The 17,630-nt window shown below is 66.3% G+C and carries 14 protein-coding genes; 12 read left to right on the forward strand and 2 right to left on the reverse strand.

Features of this window, described 5'->3' with window-relative positions:
- Window positions 1-49: 49 nt before the first annotated feature.
- The 12 genes from ACT53N_RS12260 (at window position 50) to ACT53N_RS12315 (ending at window position 15,624) form a co-directional block, all read left to right on the forward strand.
- On the forward strand, window positions 50-958 hold the full coding sequence (locus ACT53N_RS12260; RefSeq protein ID WP_476064143.1) for an ABC transporter permease: 909 nt from the start codon (window positions 50-52) through the stop codon (window positions 956-958).
- Window positions 959-1,118: 160 nt separating this feature from the next.
- Entirely contained in the window at window positions 1,119-1,976 is an 858-nt protein-coding gene (locus tag ACT53N_RS12265) for an ABC transporter permease (protein ID WP_476064144.1), read from the forward strand.
- Window positions 1,973-3,091, forward strand: a complete 1,119-nt coding sequence (locus ACT53N_RS12270; protein WP_476064145.1) for an ABC transporter ATP-binding protein — start codon at window positions 1,973-1,975, stop codon at window positions 3,089-3,091. Before ACT53N_RS12265 ends, ACT53N_RS12270 begins: the two co-directional genes overlap by 4 nt.
- 4 nt (window positions 3,092-3,095) lie before the next feature.
- Window positions 3,096-3,848, forward strand: coding sequence for a gamma-glutamyl-gamma-aminobutyrate hydrolase family protein (locus ACT53N_RS12275; protein WP_476064146.1), 753 nt, complete (start codon window positions 3,096-3,098; stop codon window positions 3,846-3,848).
- Window positions 3,849-3,864: 16 nt separating this feature from the next.
- Window positions 3,865-5,268 carry an aspartate aminotransferase family protein gene (locus ACT53N_RS12280; protein WP_476064147.1) on the forward strand — a complete coding sequence of 468 codons (1,404 nt, stop codon included), beginning with the start codon at window positions 3,865-3,867 and terminating at the stop codon, window positions 5,266-5,268.
- Window positions 5,265-6,662, forward strand: coding sequence for a glutamine synthetase family protein (locus ACT53N_RS12285; RefSeq protein ID WP_476064148.1), 1,398 nt, complete (start codon window positions 5,265-5,267; stop codon window positions 6,660-6,662). The genes ACT53N_RS12280 and ACT53N_RS12285 overlap by 4 nt, the downstream gene beginning before the upstream one ends.
- A 75-nt stretch (window positions 6,663-6,737) precedes the next feature.
- Complete coding sequence (locus tag ACT53N_RS12290) at window positions 6,738-8,027, forward strand: NAD(P)/FAD-dependent oxidoreductase (protein ID WP_476064149.1); 1,290 nt, start codon at window positions 6,738-6,740, stop codon at window positions 8,025-8,027.
- A gap of 66 nt (window positions 8,028-8,093) precedes the next feature.
- On the forward strand, window positions 8,094-10,115 hold the full coding sequence (locus tag ACT53N_RS12295; RefSeq protein WP_476064150.1) for a tetratricopeptide repeat-containing sulfotransferase family protein: 2,022 nt from the start codon (window positions 8,094-8,096) through the stop codon (window positions 10,113-10,115).
- 130 nt (window positions 10,116-10,245) lie between these two features.
- Window positions 10,246-12,612, forward strand: coding sequence for a TonB-dependent receptor (locus ACT53N_RS12300; RefSeq protein ID WP_476064151.1), 2,367 nt, complete (start codon window positions 10,246-10,248; stop codon window positions 12,610-12,612).
- A 72-nt stretch (window positions 12,613-12,684) separates the two neighbouring features.
- Window positions 12,685-13,986, forward strand: coding sequence for an APC family permease (locus ACT53N_RS12305; protein WP_476064152.1), 1,302 nt, complete (start codon window positions 12,685-12,687; stop codon window positions 13,984-13,986).
- Window positions 13,983-15,266, forward strand: coding sequence for a Xaa-Pro dipeptidase (locus ACT53N_RS12310; RefSeq protein WP_476064153.1), 1,284 nt, complete (start codon window positions 13,983-13,985; stop codon window positions 15,264-15,266). Before ACT53N_RS12305 ends, ACT53N_RS12310 begins: the two co-directional genes overlap by 4 nt.
- Window positions 15,267-15,384: 118 nt before the next feature.
- Window positions 15,385-15,624: a hypothetical protein gene (locus ACT53N_RS12315; RefSeq protein WP_476064154.1), complete on the forward strand. Its 240-nt coding sequence runs from the start codon at window positions 15,385-15,387 to the stop codon at window positions 15,622-15,624.
- On the opposite strand, the gene ACT53N_RS12320 is transcribed toward ACT53N_RS12315, so the two are convergent.
- Together ACT53N_RS12320 and ACT53N_RS12325 are read right to left on the reverse strand one after the other, a co-directional pair.
- Window positions 15,621-16,229, reverse strand: a complete 609-nt coding sequence (locus tag ACT53N_RS12320; RefSeq protein ID WP_476064155.1) for a TetR/AcrR family transcriptional regulator — start codon at window positions 16,227-16,229, stop codon at window positions 15,621-15,623. The two genes, ACT53N_RS12315 and ACT53N_RS12320, sit on opposite strands and share 4 nt — an antisense overlap.
- A 136-nt stretch (window positions 16,230-16,365) precedes the next feature.
- Entirely contained in the window at window positions 16,366-17,580 is a 1,215-nt protein-coding gene (locus ACT53N_RS12325) for an aromatic ring-hydroxylating oxygenase subunit alpha (RefSeq protein ID WP_476064156.1), read from the reverse strand.
- Window positions 17,581-17,630 lie beyond the last annotated feature (50 nt).

Consider the following 17,630-nt stretch of genomic DNA (forward strand, 5'->3'; position numbering starts at 1 on the left):
AGCGACAGCTCCCCCGCCGTGCGGGGGAGCATCTTCAAGGACGAGCTCCATGGAACAATCCTGGAAACAGGCGAAAGCCGTCTTCGCCGCGGCGCTGGGACCGCCGCTGGTGTGGCTGGTGCTGTTCTTCCTCGCGCCCATGGCGATCGTCTGGGCCTACAGTTTCGGGCACAATGTCGGGCTGACCGACATCGCCATTAGCGGCACGTTCCACAACTACGCCCGGGCCATCGAGCCGCTGTACCTGAAGATCTTCCTGAAGTCGGTCTGGGTTGCGGGCCTGACGACGGGGCTTTGTCTGGTCATCGGCTTCCCGGTCGCCCTGGCCATCACCTTCGCGTCCGACAAGGCCAAGGCCTGGCTGCTGCTGCTGATCATGCTGCCGTTCTGGACGAACCTCCTGATCCGCACCTACGCCCTGATCGCCGTGCTGCGCACCGAGGGCTATGTGAACCAGGGCCTGGAGTGGTTCTGGAAGGGCGGAAGCGGTCTGGCCACGCTGGTCGGCCTGCAGCCGCTGGGCGACTTTCAGCCGCTGGAGCTGCTGCACAACAATTTCGCGGTCATCCTGGGGCTCGTCTATGTGCACCTGCCCTTCATGGTGCTGCCGCTCTATTCGGCTCTGGATCGCCTGGACAAGTCGCTGCTGGAAGCCAGCCTGGACCTTGGCGCCGGACACCTGCGGACCTTGTTCAAGGTGGTCGTGCCGCTGGCTTTGCCGGGCATCGCCTCGGGCGTGCTGATCACCTTCATCCCGGCCCTGGGCGCCTATCTGACCCCGGACCTGCTGGGCGGTCCCGACAGCCAGATGATCGCCAACATCATCGAGCGCCAGTTCAAGCGCGCCAACGACTGGCCCTTCGGCGCGGCGATGTCGTTCCTGCTGATGTACCTGACCTTCATCGCCATCGCGATCCAGGCGGTGCTGAACAAGAAGTCGCCGGAGGCCAAGGGATGAGCTTGCCGATTCAAACCCTAGCGCCCCCTCCGTCGCGCTGCGTATACGCAGCGCGCCACCTCCCCCGTTTCACGGGTGAGGAGGATGCGGCTCACCCCTCCTACCCCGCTTGCGGGGGAGGTGGATCGACGCGAAGCGGCGAGACGGAGGGGGCGCGCTGATGAGCAAGAAATCCGCCCCCGGGCCCCTCGAGTACCTCCGCCGCTGGCAGATGCAGGCCTGGCTGGCGGCCGTATTCATCTTCCTCTACGCGCCGCTGATCGCGCTGATGGCGTTCAGCTTCAACGACAGCAAACGCAATATCGTCTGGAAGGGCTTCACGCTCAAATACTACGAGAAGCTGTTCAATAACTCCGAGCTGCTCGAGGCGTTCGGCAACAGCCTGACGATCGCGGCGGCGTCGACGGTGATCAGCCTGTTCCTGGGCGCGGCGGCGGCGCTCGCGCTGTGGCGGTTCCGCTTCCCCGGCAAGACGGCGGTGGACGGGGCGATGGCCTTGCCGATCGTGGTGCCCGAAATCTGCATGGGCGTGGCGATGCTGGTCTTCTTCGCCAAGGTCATGCCCTGGCCACAGGGGATGCCGTGGCCGCTGAACCTGGGCGCCATCATCATCGCTCACGTGTCGTTCTCGTTCCCGTTCGTGGCGGTGGTCGTTCGGGCGCGGATGGCCAGCTTCAACCGTGAGATGGAAGAGGCGGCCCGCGATCTGGGGGCGGGTGAGTTCCGTACGATCAAGGACGTGATCCTGCCGCACATGGCGCCCTCGCTGGTCGCCGGCGCACTGCTGGCCTTCACGCTGAGCCTCGACGACTTCGTCATCACCTTCTTCACCGCCGGTCCGGACACGGTGACCTTCCCGGTGAAGGTCTATTCGATGGTCCGCTTCTCGGTGACGCCTGAGGTCAATGCGGCCTCGACGGTGCTCATCGTGCTGACCGTGCTGCTGACGGCGGCGGCGCTGAAACTGCAAGGCAATCCCGCGGCGGCGGCCGGTCATGGGGCGGGGGACACCAAATGACCAAACCCATCATCACCTTCGAGAACGTCACCAAGCGCTTCGGCAAGCTGGCGGCCGTCGATGACGTGTCGTTGACGGTCAATGAGGGGGAGTTCTTCGCCCTGCTGGGGCCGTCGGGCTGTGGCAAGACCACCCTGTTGCGGATGCTGGCCGGCTTCGAGACGCCGACTGAAGGCCGCATCCTGATCGACGGTCAGGACATCTCGAAGGTGCCGCCCAACAAGCGGCCGGTAAACATGGTGTTCCAGTCCTATGCGGTGTTCCCGCACATGACCGTGGCCGACAACGTCGCCTACGGCTTGGTGGTCGACAAGGTCGGCAAGGCCGAGCGCGAGGCGCGTGTCGCCGAGGCGCTGGAGCTGGTGCAGCTGGGCGGCCTGGGTGGTCGTAAGCCCGACCAGCTTTCGGGCGGTCAGCGGCAGCGGGTCGCTCTGGCTCGCGCGCTGGTCAAGCGTCCGCGCGTGCTGCTACTGGACGAGCCGCTGTCGGCCCTGGACGCCAAGCTGCGCGAGCAGATGCGCACTGAACTGTGCACCCTGCAGGAGAAGGTCGGCATCACCTTCATCATGGTCACCCACGACCAGGACGAAGCGCTGGCGTTGGCGTCGCGCTGCGCTGTCATGAGCCGCGGCGTGCTGCAGCAGGTGGCCACGCCGAGCGATCTCTACGAGTTCCCCAACAGCCGCTTCGTGGCCGACTTCATCGGTCAGGTGAACCTGTTCGAGGGCGTGCTCGCGGTCGATGAACCTAGCCATGCGGTGATCAAGTCGCCGGACCTGCCCGTCGACATCTTCTTGGATCACGGCGTCACCGGGCCGCGCGGCGGCACGGTTTGGGCGGCGATCCGGCCCGAGAAGATCGAGCTTCACAAGAAGACCGACGACACGCCGCCCAATCTCGGCGACGCGCCCAAGGGAACGAACGCCGTAGAAGGCGTGATCAAGCACGAGGCCTATCTGGGCGGCTCGTCCACCTATGAGGTCGAGATCGCCGGTGGTCGCCGCATCAAGGTTCAACGCTCGAACCTGACACGCTGGGACCAGGAGGATTTCAAGCTGGGCGAGACCGTCTGGCTGTGCTGGCACGCCTGCTCGCCGGCGGTTTTGCTGAGCTGACGCCATGACCGCACGCCCCGTCGCCGGGATCATCTGCTGCACCCGCACCGTCGGGGTCGAGCCGGCCCAGGCGGTGATGAGCCGTTATGTCGACGCGACCACGGCCTATGGCGATGTCGCGGCGCTGCTGATCCCGTCCCTGCCGGGGCGGATGCGCGCGGCTGAAGTTGCAGGTCGTCTCGATGGCCTGATGCTCACGGGCAGCCCCTCGAACCTCGATCCCGCCCTCTACGGCGAGGAGATCGGCGACGCGCCGGGGCCGTTCGACGCCGCCCGCGACGGCATGACCGCCGACCTGATCAAGGCGATGCTGGACCTGGGCAAGCCGGTGTTCGGGATTTGCCGGGGCTTTCAGGAAATCAACGTCGCGTTCGGCGGCACGCTGCGGCGCGACATGGCCGCCAGTCCCGACCTGATCGCGCACCACGCGCCCGACGATGTCGACTTCAACGGCATGTTCGATCACGTCCACGATGTCGCCCTGACGCCGGGCGGCGTGTTGTCGCGCGCTCTGGGCGTCGAGGCGGCTGTCGTCAACTCCGTCCACTATCAGGGCGTCGACCGTCTGGGTGAGGGGCTGACTGTCGAGGCCCGCGCCCCCGACGGCGTGGTCGAAGCCTTCTCCGCCACCGTCAACGGCGCGCCCGTGCTGGCCGTGCAGTGGCACCCCGAATGGAAGCCGGCGCAGAACCGGCAGTCGCAGATCTTCTTTGAAATCTTCGGACGCGCCCTCAGAGGCGCGCCGCTCGTCGCGTAAGGCCCAGGAGCCCCCAATGAACGCCCCGATCCGCAACCACGACATCGCCGAGCTCAAGCGCCTCGACCTTGCGCACCACCTGCCGGCCCAGGCCGACCACAAGGTGATCGCCGAGCTGGGTGGCAGCCGCATCGTGACCCGCGCCGACGGCTGCTACATCACCGACGGCGAGGGCCATCGCATCCTCGACGGCATGGCGGGCCTGTGGTGCGTGAATGTCGGATACGGCCGCAAGGAGCTGGCCGAAGCCGCCTACGAGCAGATGCTGGAGCTGCCGTACTACAACACCTTCTTCAAGACCGCGACGCCGCCGGCCGTGACCCTGGCGGCCAAGATCGCCCAGAAGATGGGCGGCCATCTGACCCACGTCTTCTACAACGCGTCAGGGTCCGAGGCGAACGACACCGTCTTCCGCCTGGTCCGCCACTACTGGAAGCTCAAAGAACAGCCGCAGCGCACCGTCTTCATCAGCCGCTGGAACGCCTATCACGGCTCGACCGTCGCCGGGGTGTCGCTGGGCGGCATGAAGCACATGCATGCGCAGGGCGACCTGCCGATCCCGGGCGTCGAGCACGTGGCCCAGCCCTATCACTTCGGCGAGGGCTTTGGCGAAGACCCGGCCGCCTTCCGCGATCGCTGCGTCAAGGAGATCGAGGACAAGATCCTGGCCGTCGGGCCCGAGAACGTCGCAGCCTTCATCGGGGAGCCTGTACAGGGGGCGGGCGGGGTTATCATCCCTCCCGACGGATACTGGCCCGCCGTCGAGGCCCTGTGCCGCAAGTACGGCATCCTCCTGGTCTGCGACGAGGTGATCTGCGGCTTCGGGCGCCTGGGCCAATGGTTTGGCCACCAGCACTACGGGATCAAGCCGGACCTGATCGCCATGGCCAAGGGCCTGTCGTCCGGCTACCTGCCGATCTCGGCGGTGGGCGTGGCTGACCACATCGTCGCCGAGCTGCGCGAGAAGGGCGGCGACTTTATCCACGGCTTCACCTATTCGGGCCACCCGACCTGCGCGGCCGTGGCGCTGAAGAACATCGAGATCATGGAGCGCGAGGATCTGATCACGCGCACCCGCGAGGACACCGGCCCTTACTTGGCCAAGGCCCTCGCCAGCCTGAACGACCATCCGCTGGTCGGTGAGACGCGCTCGATCGGCCTGCTGGGCGCGGTCGAAATCGTGCGCGAGAAGGGTACGAACCATCGCTTCCTCGACAAGGAAGGCGAGGCGGGGCCCATCGTCCGCGACATCTGCATCAAGAACGGCCTGATGGTCCGCGCCATCCGCGACACCATCGTCTGCTGTCCGCCGCTGATCGTCAGTCACGCCGAGATCGACGAACTGGTCGGCATCATCGGCAAGTCCCTGACCGAAGCCGAGCCTCTCCTCCGCGCGCTGAAACCGGAGGCGGTGTCATGAAGCCCAAGCACAACAAGGCCAAGCGCGACCAGATCCTGGATCGCGGCGTCTCGACGATCGAGGAGGCCAAGGACTGGTTCGCGCGCCAGCACATCGAGGAGATCGAGTGCGTGGTGCCCGATCTGGCCGGGGTGGCGCGCGGCAAGATCATGCCGGTGCGCAAGTTCCTGGGTTCGCCGTCGATGAACCTGCCGCTGGCGGTGTTCTACCAGACGATCACCGGCGACTTCCCCGAGTTCGAGGGGGCGGTGAACGCGGTGCAGTCCGACACCGACATCTTCCTGACCCCCGACTTCGCCACCCTGGCCGCCGTGCCCTGGGCGCAGGATCCGACTGCCCAGGTGATCCACGACGCCTTCCACCCTGACGGCCGGCCCGTCGAAGAAGCGCCTCGCCAGGTGCTGCGTCGGGTGCTGGCGCTCTATGCTGAAAAGGGATGGAACCCGATCGTGGCGCCGGAGATCGAGTTCTATCTCGTCGATCGTAACACCGATCCGGACTATCCGCTCAAACCGCCGATCGGGCGCTCGGGACGCCCGGAGACGGGGCGGCAGGGCTACTCGATCGGCGCGGTCAACGAGTTCGACGCCCTGTTCGAGGACATGTACGAATACTCCGAGCGCCAGGGCCTGGAGATCGACACCCTGATCCACGAAAGCGGCGTGGCGCAGATGGAGATCAACCTGCAGCACGGCCATCCGCTGGAACTGGCCGATCAGGTCTTCATGATGAAGCGCACCATCCGCGAGGCGGCGCTGGAGCACGAGATCTACGCCACCTTCATGGCCAAGCCGATGGCCAATGAGCCCGGCAGCGCCATGCACATCCACCAGTCGATCGTCGACAAGAAGGGCCGCAACCTGTTCTCGAACGAGGATGGGACGGAGTCGGCGCAGTTCCACGGCTTCATCGCCGGCCAGCAGACCTATCTGCCGGCGATCATGGCCATCCTGGCGCCGTACGTGAACAGCTATCGCCGGATCTCGCGGGACAGCGGCGCGCCGGTGAACACCCAGTGGGGCTATGACAACCGCACCTGCGGCCTGCGTGTGCCCCCGTCGGGGCCGGCCAATCGCCGGGTCGAGAATCGCATTCCGTCATCGGACGCCAATCCGTACCTCGCCATCGCCGCATCCTTGGCGGCCGGCTATCTGGGCATGGTGCAGGGGCTCAAGCCCAGCGAGCCGGTGGCGATCGACGCCGGCGCCCGGGGCATCGAGCTGCCGCGCAGCCTGTCGGACTCGCTCCGCTTGTTTGTCGCCTGCCAGCCGCTGGTCGAGATTCTGGGGCCGACCTTCTGCGCCGCCTATGACCGGGTGAAGCAGGCCGAGTACGAGACCTTCATGCGCACCATCAGCCCTTGGGAGCGGGAGTTCCTGCTGCTGAATGTGTGATCGCCGAGGTGAACCTTCTCCCACAGGGAGAAGGGGGACCCGCGCCGCAGGCGCGGGGGATGAGGGGTTACTGCGGTGACCGGTGAACCCCCTCACCCCTACCCCTCTCCCTATGGGAGAGGGAACTGGTATGCGGACACGGTCGCGGACGTTCCGGATCTGCCGCCGTTGGATGCTAACACCTCGGCCGAGGTCTGCATCGTCGGCGCGGGCTTCACCGGCCTTGGCGCGGCGATGACGCTGGGAAGCCGGGCCATCGTCCTGGAGTCCGGCCGTATCGGCTGCGCCGCCTCGGGCCGCAATGGCGGCCAGGTCCATACGGGCCAGCGGCGGGACCAGGTCTGGCTGGAAAAGGCGGTCGGCCGCGACGACGCCGCGAACCTCTGGCGCCTGGCTGAAGACGCGCGCGCCTATTTCGCCACTCTGGTCGAGGCGATCGACTGCGACTGGCGGCCGGGCATGATCCACGCCCGCCACAAGCCTGGCGGCGAGGCCGAAGACGCGGCCTATGTCGCTCTGATGGCCGAGCGCTACGGCTACGACCAGCTGGAACTGATCGGCGAGGCCGACCTCGCCCAAGAGCTCGGGACCGACGTCTATCACGGCGGCCTCGTCGATCGCGGCGGCGGTCACGTCCATCCGCTGAAGCTGGCCCAAGGCATGGCGGCGCAGGCGATGGCGGCGGGGGCCGCGATCCATGAAAGCACCCGCGCCGTGTCCTGGCGTCGCGAGGGGGGCAAGATCGTGGTTCAGACCACGACCGGACGCGTCGCCTGCGATCGGCTGATCCTCAGTGGTGACGGCCTGCTCAACGCAATGGCCGGCAAGGCCCGTGCGCGGGTCATGCCGATCAACAACTTCATCGCCGTCACCGCGCCGCTGGGAGCTTTGGCGGAAGACATTATCCGGTCGAACGCAGCGGTGTCCGACAGCCGCTTCGTCGTGAACTACTTCCGCAAGACCCCGGACGGTCGGCTGCTGTTCGGGGGCGGGGAGAACTATCGTCCGGGCTTTCCGCGCGACATCGCCGGCATGGTCCGCAAGAACCTCGCCAAGGTCTATCCGCGCTTGGCGGACGTGGAGGTCACCCACGCCTGGGGTGGGACCTTGGGGATCACGTTCAGCCGCATGCCCTTCGTCGGTGAGGTGGCGCCCGGCGTACTGGTCGCTTCGGGGTATTCGGGTCAGGGCGTGATGTTGGCCCCCTACATTGGCCGACTGTTGGCCAAGGCCGCCGAGGGCGAGACCGGTCCTGTGGAGCTGCTGTCACGCCTGCCGACGCCGCCGTTCCCCGGCGGACGCCTGTTGCGCTGGCCGCTGACGGTGGCGGGGCTCAGCTGGTACGCGTTGCGGGATCGGCTTTAGCCTAAGCGGCGGGAAGACGTGCGGATCGCATTGACACCGACGTCGGCGCGCCGCTCTCCTCGCGATATGGAGTCCACGACCGCCCAGCCCGCCGTCAGTCTCGCCGCGGCGCTCGAACATGCCGAACGGCTGCTAGAGACTGATGCGCATCTGGCGGCCGAACAGGCGCGGGCGATCCTGGAGGTCGTGCCGCGTCACGCCGACACAACGCGGGTGCTGGCCGCTGCTCTGCGGCTGTCGGGCGACGCCGCCGGCGGGTTGGCGACGGTTGCGCCGCTGGCTCAGGCGCTGCCCAACATGCCCCTGGCTCAGCTGGAGTTGGCCCTATGCCTCGAGCGCCTGGGGCGTACCGCCGAGGCCGCCCGCGCCTTTGATCGCGCCAGCGCGCTGGAGCCGCGCCTGTCCGAGGCCTGGCGGGGTCTGTCCGAGAGTTTGGAGCTTCTGGGCGATCGCCAAGGCGCTGAACGTGCGCTGGCCCGGCAGCTTCGCGCCTCCACCCGCGATCCGCTGCTGGTCGAGGCCGCCACGGCGCTTTCCGACGACCGCCTGGGCGAGGCCGAGCGCCTTCTGCGTGATCGCTTGAAGGCCGACGCCGGCGATGTGGCGGCGATCCGCATGCTGGCCGAGACCGGCGCGCGACTGGGCCGCTACGCCGACGCCGAGGCCCTGCTGACCCGATGCGTGGAGCTGGCGCCGAACTTCGCCGCCGCCCGCCACAACCTGGCGACCATGCTCTATCGCCAGAACAAGAACCTGGAGGCGCTGGCGCAGATCGAGCATTTGGTGGCCAAGGATGCGCGCCACCCCGGCTACGCCAACCTCTATGCGGCGATCCTGGCGCGTCTGGGCGAATACGACCGCGCGATCGCTGTCTATGAGCAGGTGCTGACGGACTATCCCAACCAGCCGAAAGGCTGGATGAGCTACGGCCATGCGCTGAAGACGGTGGGGCGGCAGGCCGACAGCGTCGCCGCCTATCGTAAGGCTTTGGACCTTGCTCCGACCCTGGGCGAGGTCTGGTGGAGCCTGGCCAACCTCAAGACCGTCAAGTTCACGCCCGACGACCTGGACGCCATGCGCCGGGCGCTGGAAGCCGAGGGCGTGTCGGACGACGATCGACTGCATCTGCACTACGCGCTGGGCAAGGCGCACGAGGACGCCGAGGACTGGGACGGGTCGTTCCGGCACTACGCCGCCGGCGCGGCGATCCGGCGCGCGCAGCTGGACTACGATCCCGACGAGAATACGGCCGACACCGCGCGGACCAAGGCGGTGTTCACGCCCGGTTTCATCGCCGCCCGGGGCGGGCAGGGGTGTGAGGCTCCCGATCCCATCTTTGTGGTTGGTCTGCCCCGTTCGGGTTCGACCCTAGTGGAGCAGATCCTGGCCAGCCACTCGCTGGTCGAGGGCACCATGGAGCTGCCCGACCTGATCGTCATGGCGCGTCGCCTGGGCGGCAAGACCGCCAGGCGCGCCGAGTCGACCTATCCCGAGAGCCTGGCGGATCTGTCTGCGCAGGACCTCAAGGCGCTGGGCGAGGAGTTCATCGAACGCACCCGGATCCAGCGCAAGACCGACAAGCCGTTCTTCATCGACAAGATGCCGAACAACTTTGCGCACACCGGTCTGATCCATTTGATCCTGCCCAACGCCAAGATCATCGACGCGCGGCGACACCCCCTGGGCTGCTGCTTCTCCGGTTTCAAGCAGCACTTCGCGCGTGGACAGGCGTTCAGCTACGACCTGACCGACATCGGTCGCTACTACGCCGACTATGTCGACTTGATGGGCCACTTCGACGCCGTGCTGCCGGGGCGTGTGCATCGCGTGATCTATGAACAGATGATCGCGGACCCGGAGACGCAGATCCGGGCTTTGCTGGAGCACTGCGGCTTGCCGTTCGAGGAGGCCTGCCTCTCTCCGCACCAGAACGACCGTGCGGTCCGGACGGCCAGTTCAGAGCAGGTTCGCCGCCCCATTTTCAAGGACGCGGTTGAGCACTGGCAGAAATTCGAATCGTATCTGGGACCGCTCAAGCAGGCATTGGGGCCCGTGCTTAACACCTATCCGGAAGCGCCTGTTATTTGACCACCTGCCCAACGCCTCGCCATTTCTGCAACACTCACAGGAATTGACGACAAACCGAAAATTCAATCTTGCCCAACGATTAGGCGCGGGTCGAACATCGTTCCTTCAAAGCCGTAAGGGGAGCGACTGTATGTCGTCGGGATCGGTTCGTTTAAAGAAGGCGGGGGTCTACTCCGCTGCGTTGTTGGCCAGCACCATGTTGTCTGGCGTCGCTTACGCCCAGGCGCAGTCGGGGCCATCCACCGCGCTTGAAGAGGTGGTTGTGACCGCCCAAAAGCGTAGCGAAAACCTGCAGGACGTGCCGGTCAGCATCCAGGCGTTGGGCGGTGAAAAGCTTGATCAACTGCAGATCAGCGCCTTTGCTGACTACGTCCAGTATCTGCCGAGCGTCTCGTTCACCAGCTCGGGCCCGGGCTTTGGCCAGGTCTATATGCGCGGCGTCGCGAGCGGCGGCGACGGCAACCACTCCGGCTCGCTGCCCAGCGTGGGCGTCTATCTGGACGAGCAGCCCGTCACCACGATCCAGGGCGCGTTGGACATCCACGTCTACGACATCGCCCGGGTGGAGGCGCTGGCTGGTCCGCAGGGCACGCTGTACGGCGCGAGCTCTCAGGCGGGCACCCTGCGGATCATCACCAACAAGCCTTCAACGGCTGGCTTCTCCGCCGGCGTTGACGTCGAAGTGAACAAGATCGCCCACGGGGACACCGGCCATGCGCTGGAAGGCTTCGTGAACATGCCGCTGTCGGACAAGATCGCGGTGCGTCTGGTCGGTTGGGATGTCCGCGACGGCGGTTACATCGACAACGAGCCGGGCACGCGCATCTACAACCGCGGCGACGCCGATCTGGCCAATGATTTCACGATCACCAACAAGGCCCGGGTGCGCGAGGACTACAACAGCGTCTACACCCAAGGCGGCCGCGCGGCTCTGCGGGTCGAGCTCGACGACAACTGGGTGATCACGCCCCAGGTCATGGGCCAGGTGCAGAAGTCGAACGGCTCGTTTTCCTACGACCCCAAGGTCGGTGATCTGAAGGTTCAGCGCTACTATCCCGAGAGCGCCAAGGACAAATGGTATCAGGCCGCCATGACGATCGAGGGCCAGGTGGCCAACCTCGACGTCACCTACGCCGGCTCGTACCTGAACCGAAAAACCGAAACCAACTCTGACTACACCGACTACTCGTACTTCTATGATCAGGTCGGCTACGGTTTCTACTGGACCGACAACGCCGGCAACCTGGTCAATCCTTCCCAGTTCATCCAGGGCCAGGATGACTACAAGAAGCAAAGCCACGAAATCCGGATCGCCTCGCCGCAGGACAAGGCTCTGCGGTTCGTGGTCGGCGGCTTCTATCAGAAGCAGACGCACGACATCTTCCAGAACTACCGGATCGCCGATATCGGCAGCGATATCTCGGTGCCCGGCTACACCGGCACGATCTGGCTGACCAAGCAGCAGCGCATCGACCGTGACCGCGCCGTGTTCGGGCAGGCCGAGTACGACATCACCGATAAGCTGACCCTGACCGCCGGCATCCGCTTCTTCAAGGCGCACAATACGCTGGTCGGCTTCTACGGCTACGGCAAGGGCTACGGCTCGACCGGCGAGAAGGCGTGCTTCAAGGCGGCGGTGGTCAAGGGCTCGCCCTGTACGAACCTCGACAAGGGCGTGAAGGAAAGCGGCAACGTTCCGAAGGTCACGCTGACCTACAAGCTCGATGACGACAAGCTGGTCTACGCCACCTACTCCAAGGGCTTCCGGCCGGGCGGCATCAACCGGCGCAGCACGCTGCCGCCGTATCAGTCGGACTTCCTGAAGAACTACGAGGCCGGCTGGAAGACCACCTGGCTGAACAACAGCTTCCGCTGGAACGGCGCGGTGTTCATGGAGGACTGGTCGAACTTCCAGTTCTCGATCCTGGGGGCCAACGGCCTAACCGAGATCAAGAACGCCAACCAGGCCCGCATCAAGGGGATCGAAAGCGACATCACCTGGGTTCCGGTCCAGGGACTGACGATCAATGCGGCGGCCGCCTACACCGACGCCCAACTGACGGCGAACTACTGCGGCTTCACCGATACGGCCGGAAATCCGGTCACCAGTTGCCCGTCGCCGCAAGCGCCGGACGGCACCTCGCTGCCCGTTACCCCGAAGTTCAAGGCCAACCTGACGGCGCGCTATGACTTCAACTGGGGTGAATGGGACAACTACGTGCAGGGTTCGATGGTCGCCCAAAGCGCAACCTGGACCGATTTGCGGCTCTCCGATCGCGCGGCGTTCGGGAAGCAGAAGGGCTGGGAGACCTTTGACCTGTCGGGCGGCATGGAGAAGGACGGTCTATCGATCGGTCTCTATGTGAAGAACGTGTTCGACAAGCGCGCCAGCCTGGACCGCAACGCCCAGTGCGCGACCAGCGTCTGCGGAACGCAGTACTACATCACGCCGAACCAGCCCCGCACGCTTGGGGTCAAGCTGGGCAAGGCGTTCTAGCGATTTGTGGGTAGCGTAGCGGGGGCGGTCCATCGGACCGCCCCTTTTGCTTTCCGGGGAGGCCGGCTCGGGATGACGTCCCTCAAATCCAAGCTGCTGGGCGTGTGGATGTGCACGGCCCTGGTGGTCGGCAACATCATCGGCTCTGGCGTTTTCATGCTGCCGGCCTCGCTGGCGCCCTATGGCTGGAACGCCGTCTTCGCTTGGATGCTGACCATCGGCGGCTCACTGTGCCTGGCCTATGTCTTCGCCAAGCTCGCTGGCGCCTTTCCGCGGGCGGGCGGGCCCTTCGCTTACACCGAGGAGGCTTTCGGTCGCGCGCCGGGCTTTCTGGTCGCCTGGTCGTACTGGATCTCGGTCTGGGTCGCCAACGCGGCCATCGCCATTGCGGCGGTCAGCTATCTCAGCGTCTTCCTGCCCGGTATCGCCAAGGTCCCCGCGCTGCCGGCGCTGCTGACCGTGGCGGTGGTCTGGGCCGCCACCGCGATCAACTGCGCGGGCGCCAGGTCGGCTGGTTGGACTCAGGTGGTGACCACAGTGCTGAAGCTGGTTCCGCTGATTGCGGTCGCGGGCCTGGCGCTGAGCGTGCTGCTGCGAAAGGGACCTGCGGCGGTGACGCCCTTCGAACCCTCAGCCCTTTCAGGAACGTCGATCACCGCCGCAGCGGCGCTGACGCTCTGGGCCTTGTTGGGCGTCGAAACCGCGACCATCCCGGCCGACAAGGTCAAGGATCCCGCACGGACGATCCCGCGCGCCACCCTGGCCGGCACGGCCTTCGCCGGGCTTGTCTATCTGGTGGTGTCGTCAGGCGTGCTGCTCCTGACGCCTGCGGCCGTGTTGCAAGGCTCCAACGCGCCGTTCGTCGACTTCGTGACCTATCACGGCGGCGGTGATTTCCGTTTGGTGCTGGCGGCTTTCGCAGCGATCAGCGCTCTAGGCGCGTTGAACGGCTGGTCACTGATCCAGGGCGAGTTGCCCGCCGCCATGGCCCGGGAGGGCGTCTTTCCAGCCTGGTTCGCAAAGACCTCCGTCAACGGCACGCCAGTGCGCGCGCATCTGGCTTCCAGCGCCCTGGTGACGATTCTGGTGCTGATGAACTACGCCAAGTCGATGGCCGACGCCTTCACCTTCATGGCCCTGCTATCCACGACCTCGACGCTGCTCGCCTATCTTTTCTGCTCGCTGGCGGTGCTGCGCCTGCAGCACAAGGAGCGCTTGGAACGCTCCAGGGCCCTGACCATCGTCGCAGCCCTGGGGGCGATCTATTCGGTCTGGACCTTCTCCGGCGCGGGATGGTCGGTGACCCTGTGGGGGCTGGTGCTGCTGGCTGTGGGCGCGCCGATCTACCTTCTGATGCAGAGAGCCGTCCGATGATCGCCCGTCTTCTTTACGCCGCCGCGCTGGCCGCCCTGGTTCCCGCGCTCGCCTCGGCGCAGGTCTCCTACGTCCGCGCCGGCAAGCTGGTCGATCCCCAGGCCGGCAAGGTGTTGACCGACCAGCTCCTCCGCATCGAGGGTGAGCGCATCGCTTCGGTCGGCCCCTGGAAGGGCGCGCCCAAGGACGCCAAGGTCATCGACTGGTCGGGACTGACCGTCCTGCCCGGCCTGATCGACATGCACACCCACATCGTCGATGACGAGCAGAGCGAGAACATCGCCCTGCCGTTGCTGAGGAGCGCCGCCCAGCAGGCCTATATCGGGGCGGGGCACGCCCGCTCGACGCTGATGGCGGGGTTCACCAGTGTGCGTGATGTGGGAACCTGGCGCGCTCTGGGTGACGCGGCCCTGCGGGACGCGATCAACGAGGGTCTCGTGACCGGGCCTCGCATGTCCGTCGCCGGCGCCTATGTCACCGCGCCGGGCGGAGGCGGTGAGATCACGGGCGTCGCGCCCGACGTGGCCATCCCGCCCGAGATGCGGCGCGGCGTGGTCGAGGACGCCGCCGACGTTCACAAGAAGGTCCGCGCCCTGCTGGTAGGCGGCGCCGACTTTATCAAGCTGATCGCCACAGGCGCGGTCCTGACCGAGGGCACCGAGCCAGGTCAACTTGAGCTCTCCGAAGAGGAAATCCGCGCCGCCGTCGAAGAGGCCGCCAAGCGCGGGACCTATGTCACAGCCCACGCTCATGGCGCGGAGGGGATCAAGATCGCCGTCCGCGCCGGGGTCCGCTCGATCGAGCACGGCTCGCTGATCGACGATGAGGGGATCGCGCTCATGAAGGCCAAGGGCGCGTTCCTGGTGGCCGACATCTACAACGGCGACTTCATCGACACCTATGGCCGCGAGCACGGCTGGCCCGACGGCATGATCCGCAAGAACCGCGAGACCACCGACGCTCAGCGCGAGGGCTTCCGCAAGGCGGTCAAGGCGGGGGTCAAGATCGCCTATGGCACCGACGCCGGCGTCTATCCGCACGGCTGGAACGCGCGGCAGATGCCGTACATGGTCAAGTATGGCATGACGCCGATGCAGGCGATCCAGTCGGCGACCACGATCGCGGCCGAGCTCATGGGCAAGACGGGTCAGGTCGGGTGCGTCGCCGTCGGTTGTTATGGCGACCTGATCGCTGTTGCGGGCGATCCGCTCACGGATGTCTCCACCCTCACAAAAGTCGCCAAGGTCATGAAGGGCGGTGAGGTGGTCAAGGACAACTAGCGCAGGCCCTGGCGCGGCTCATGCATTGTGCATCGCAACGCAATTTCGTTGTGCGATAGCGAAACAACTGTCATGTCCCCGTGCCTAAGTGCACGCTGAGTTGTCCAAGGAGGTCACCATGACCGAGAACCACTATTACGTCCGTCCCGTCGCCGGGGTGTGGCATGTGACCTGGAACGACTCGGCGGATCTGATCGGCTCCTACTCGTCGCAGCACGAGGCCGAGAGCCTGGCGCAGCTGCTGGCCCGCCACATGCGCGCCCAAGGCCGCAAAGCCGAGGTCCACACCTTCGAGCCGGAAGCCCGCACCCCGTCGTGGGGCCGCAACCGCGCGGCCAACCAGGCGGCTGTCGCCTAAAGCCAGCCTTCGAGCGCGCGGGTCACGACCGCGCGCGCCTCTTCCGGGCTGAACGTCGCCGGATCGAGGCAAAGCTCCAGCCAGAGTCCGTCCACCGTCGCCGTGAGGGCGATGGCCGCCAGGCGCGTGTCACGTGCGCCGGCCTCCGCCAGCAGGGCCTCCAGCCGCGCTCGAAAGTCGGCGTAGGAGGCCGCGTGGATCGCGGCCATGCGCGGTTTGGTCTTCACCAGCGACCAGAATCCGACCCAGGCGGCCAGCAGGCGCTCGTCCAGCACCGGCGGCGCAAAACTGGCGCCCAGATAGGCCAGCAGGCGCGCGCGGGGATCTGTGCCCGCCCGCTCCAGAGCCGCGTCCAGCGCGCCGTCGATCCGGTGCGCCACCGCCTCATAGGCCGCCGCGATCAACTCATCGACGCCTTCGAAATAGTGCCGCAACAGGCCTGGCGAGACCCCGGCCTCGGCGCAGATCGTCCGCACGCTGGTCCCGCCCACGCCCTCGCGCGCCAGCACCGCTTCGGCGGCGGCGACGAGCGCTTGGCGTCGGACGTCAGGCGCCTCGCGGGTGAAGGCGGCGCGGGTCACGGCGGCGCCTATCCTGCCAAACAACCCGTGTCATCCCGGAAGCGCGAAGCGCTATCCGGGACCCAGGGGCGGCTTCCGCGACGGTTCCTCACCCCCTGGGTCCCGGCTCTCCGCTTCGCTACGGCCGGGATGACACGACGATCTTGCCGAGGTGATGAGCTCACCACCCCTCCGGCGGCCGGGGCAGGCGACTTTCCGGGATCAGCGCCCGCATCTTGCGGCCGAAGCTGCGCAAGCTGACCTCGCTGGTCGCCAGCGGCCCGGCGGTGAAGGTGCGTGAGGCCATGCCCTGCTGCACGCGCGCGACCAGCTCGGTGTCCTCGGCGTTGACCTGGCGGTTGATCCGCCAGTTGAGGTACCGCGCCGCCTTCATCTCCCGCCGGTCATCGGGCAGGGCGTAGGCGATCTCGCGGATCATCGTCTGCTCGGCCGAGATCGGGATGAACTGCATGAAGTCCACCTGGTCCGGGTAGATGTCGAAGGCGAAGTTCGGCCAGAGCTTGAAGTAGGTCCACAGCCGCTTGCGGTCGTCCGGCAGGTGGGGAACGTCGGGCAGCAGGTCCTGATACAGGCGCTCTGACGGGCTCTTGGACGGCTCGTCGATCAGCTGGCCCCACATCTTGTCGACATAGGCCTCGGCTTCGACGCCGTAGCCCTTGCCGAACAGGCGGGTCAGGCCGGGGTGAGCGACCGGGATGTGCAGGCCGTCGGAATAGTTGTCGCTGATGTTCTTCCAGTTCACCGCGCGCGGCCGCAGCGTGACGCGACCGAACGGCTGAAGCTCCTCGAAGCGGTAGTGGGCCACCTCGTCCTCGTAGGGCGCCATCATGGTCGCCACCGAAGGGCCGTCTCCCTCGATCCTGACAAAGACGAAGCCGCGCCAGATCTCGGTCTCGATGTGGGCAAGGCCCTCCTTGGCCATGTCGAGCGCGGGATAGTCGTCGCGCATCGGCACGCCGATCAGCCGGCCTTCCAGGTCATAGGTCCAGGCGTGGTAGGGGCAGACAATCCGGCCGCCGCACCGCCCGACCGGGCCGTCCAGCAGCCGCGCGCCGCGATGACGGCAGACATTGGCGAAGGCGCGCACGCCGCCGTCCTTGCTGCGTACGACCACCAGGCTCTCGCCGATGAAATCGAACGTGTGAAAGTCGCCAGCCTTGGGGATGTCGTTCAGATGACAGACGATCTGCCAGGACGGCCGGAAGACCTTGTCCTGCTCTTCCTTGAAGAACCGCTCGCTGGTGTAGATCCAGCCGGGCAGGCCCCAGTCGGAGAGGGGGTCATGGTTGGGAATCTCGGTCATGGCGCCACCTTTCCCCCGACTTCCCCGGCGAATGCCGGGGCCCAGATCGTAAGGTTGTGAAGCGCCAAGCACGGCATGGGCTTGGGGTGCATCTGGGTCCCGGCATTCGCCGGGAAGGTCGG

This window comes from Caulobacter sp. DMC95 (genome assembly GCF_056313785.1).

Bases quoted from the DNA above. Each gene is read 5' to 3' on its own strand.
- ACT53N_RS12295 (WP_476064150.1), top strand. From the start codon at position 8,094: ATGGAGTCCACGACCGCCCAGCCCGCCGTCAGTCTCGCCGCGGCGCTC.
- ACT53N_RS12260 (WP_476064143.1), top strand. From the start codon at position 50: ATGGAACAATCCTGGAAACAGGCGAAAGCCGTCTTCGCCGCGGCGCTG.
- ACT53N_RS12280 (WP_476064147.1), top strand. From the start codon at position 3,865: ATGAACGCCCCGATCCGCAACCACGACATCGCCGAGCTCAAGCGCCTC.
- ACT53N_RS12315 (WP_476064154.1), top strand. From the start codon at position 15,385: ATGACCGAGAACCACTATTACGTCCGTCCCGTCGCCGGGGTGTGGCAT.
- ACT53N_RS12310 (WP_476064153.1), top strand. From the start codon at position 13,983: ATGATCGCCCGTCTTCTTTACGCCGCCGCGCTGGCCGCCCTGGTTCCC.
- ACT53N_RS12305 (WP_476064152.1), top strand. From the start codon at position 12,685: ATGACGTCCCTCAAATCCAAGCTGCTGGGCGTGTGGATGTGCACGGCC.
- ACT53N_RS12270 (WP_476064145.1), top strand. From the start codon at position 1,973: ATGACCAAACCCATCATCACCTTCGAGAACGTCACCAAGCGCTTCGGC.
- ACT53N_RS12300 (WP_476064151.1), top strand. From the start codon at position 10,246: ATGTCGTCGGGATCGGTTCGTTTAAAGAAGGCGGGGGTCTACTCCGCT.
- ACT53N_RS12275 (WP_476064146.1), top strand. From the start codon at position 3,096: ATGACCGCACGCCCCGTCGCCGGGATCATCTGCTGCACCCGCACCGTC.
- ACT53N_RS12285 (WP_476064148.1), top strand. From the start codon at position 5,265: ATGAAGCCCAAGCACAACAAGGCCAAGCGCGACCAGATCCTGGATCGC.
- ACT53N_RS12265 (WP_476064144.1), top strand. From the start codon at position 1,119: ATGAGCAAGAAATCCGCCCCCGGGCCCCTCGAGTACCTCCGCCGCTGG.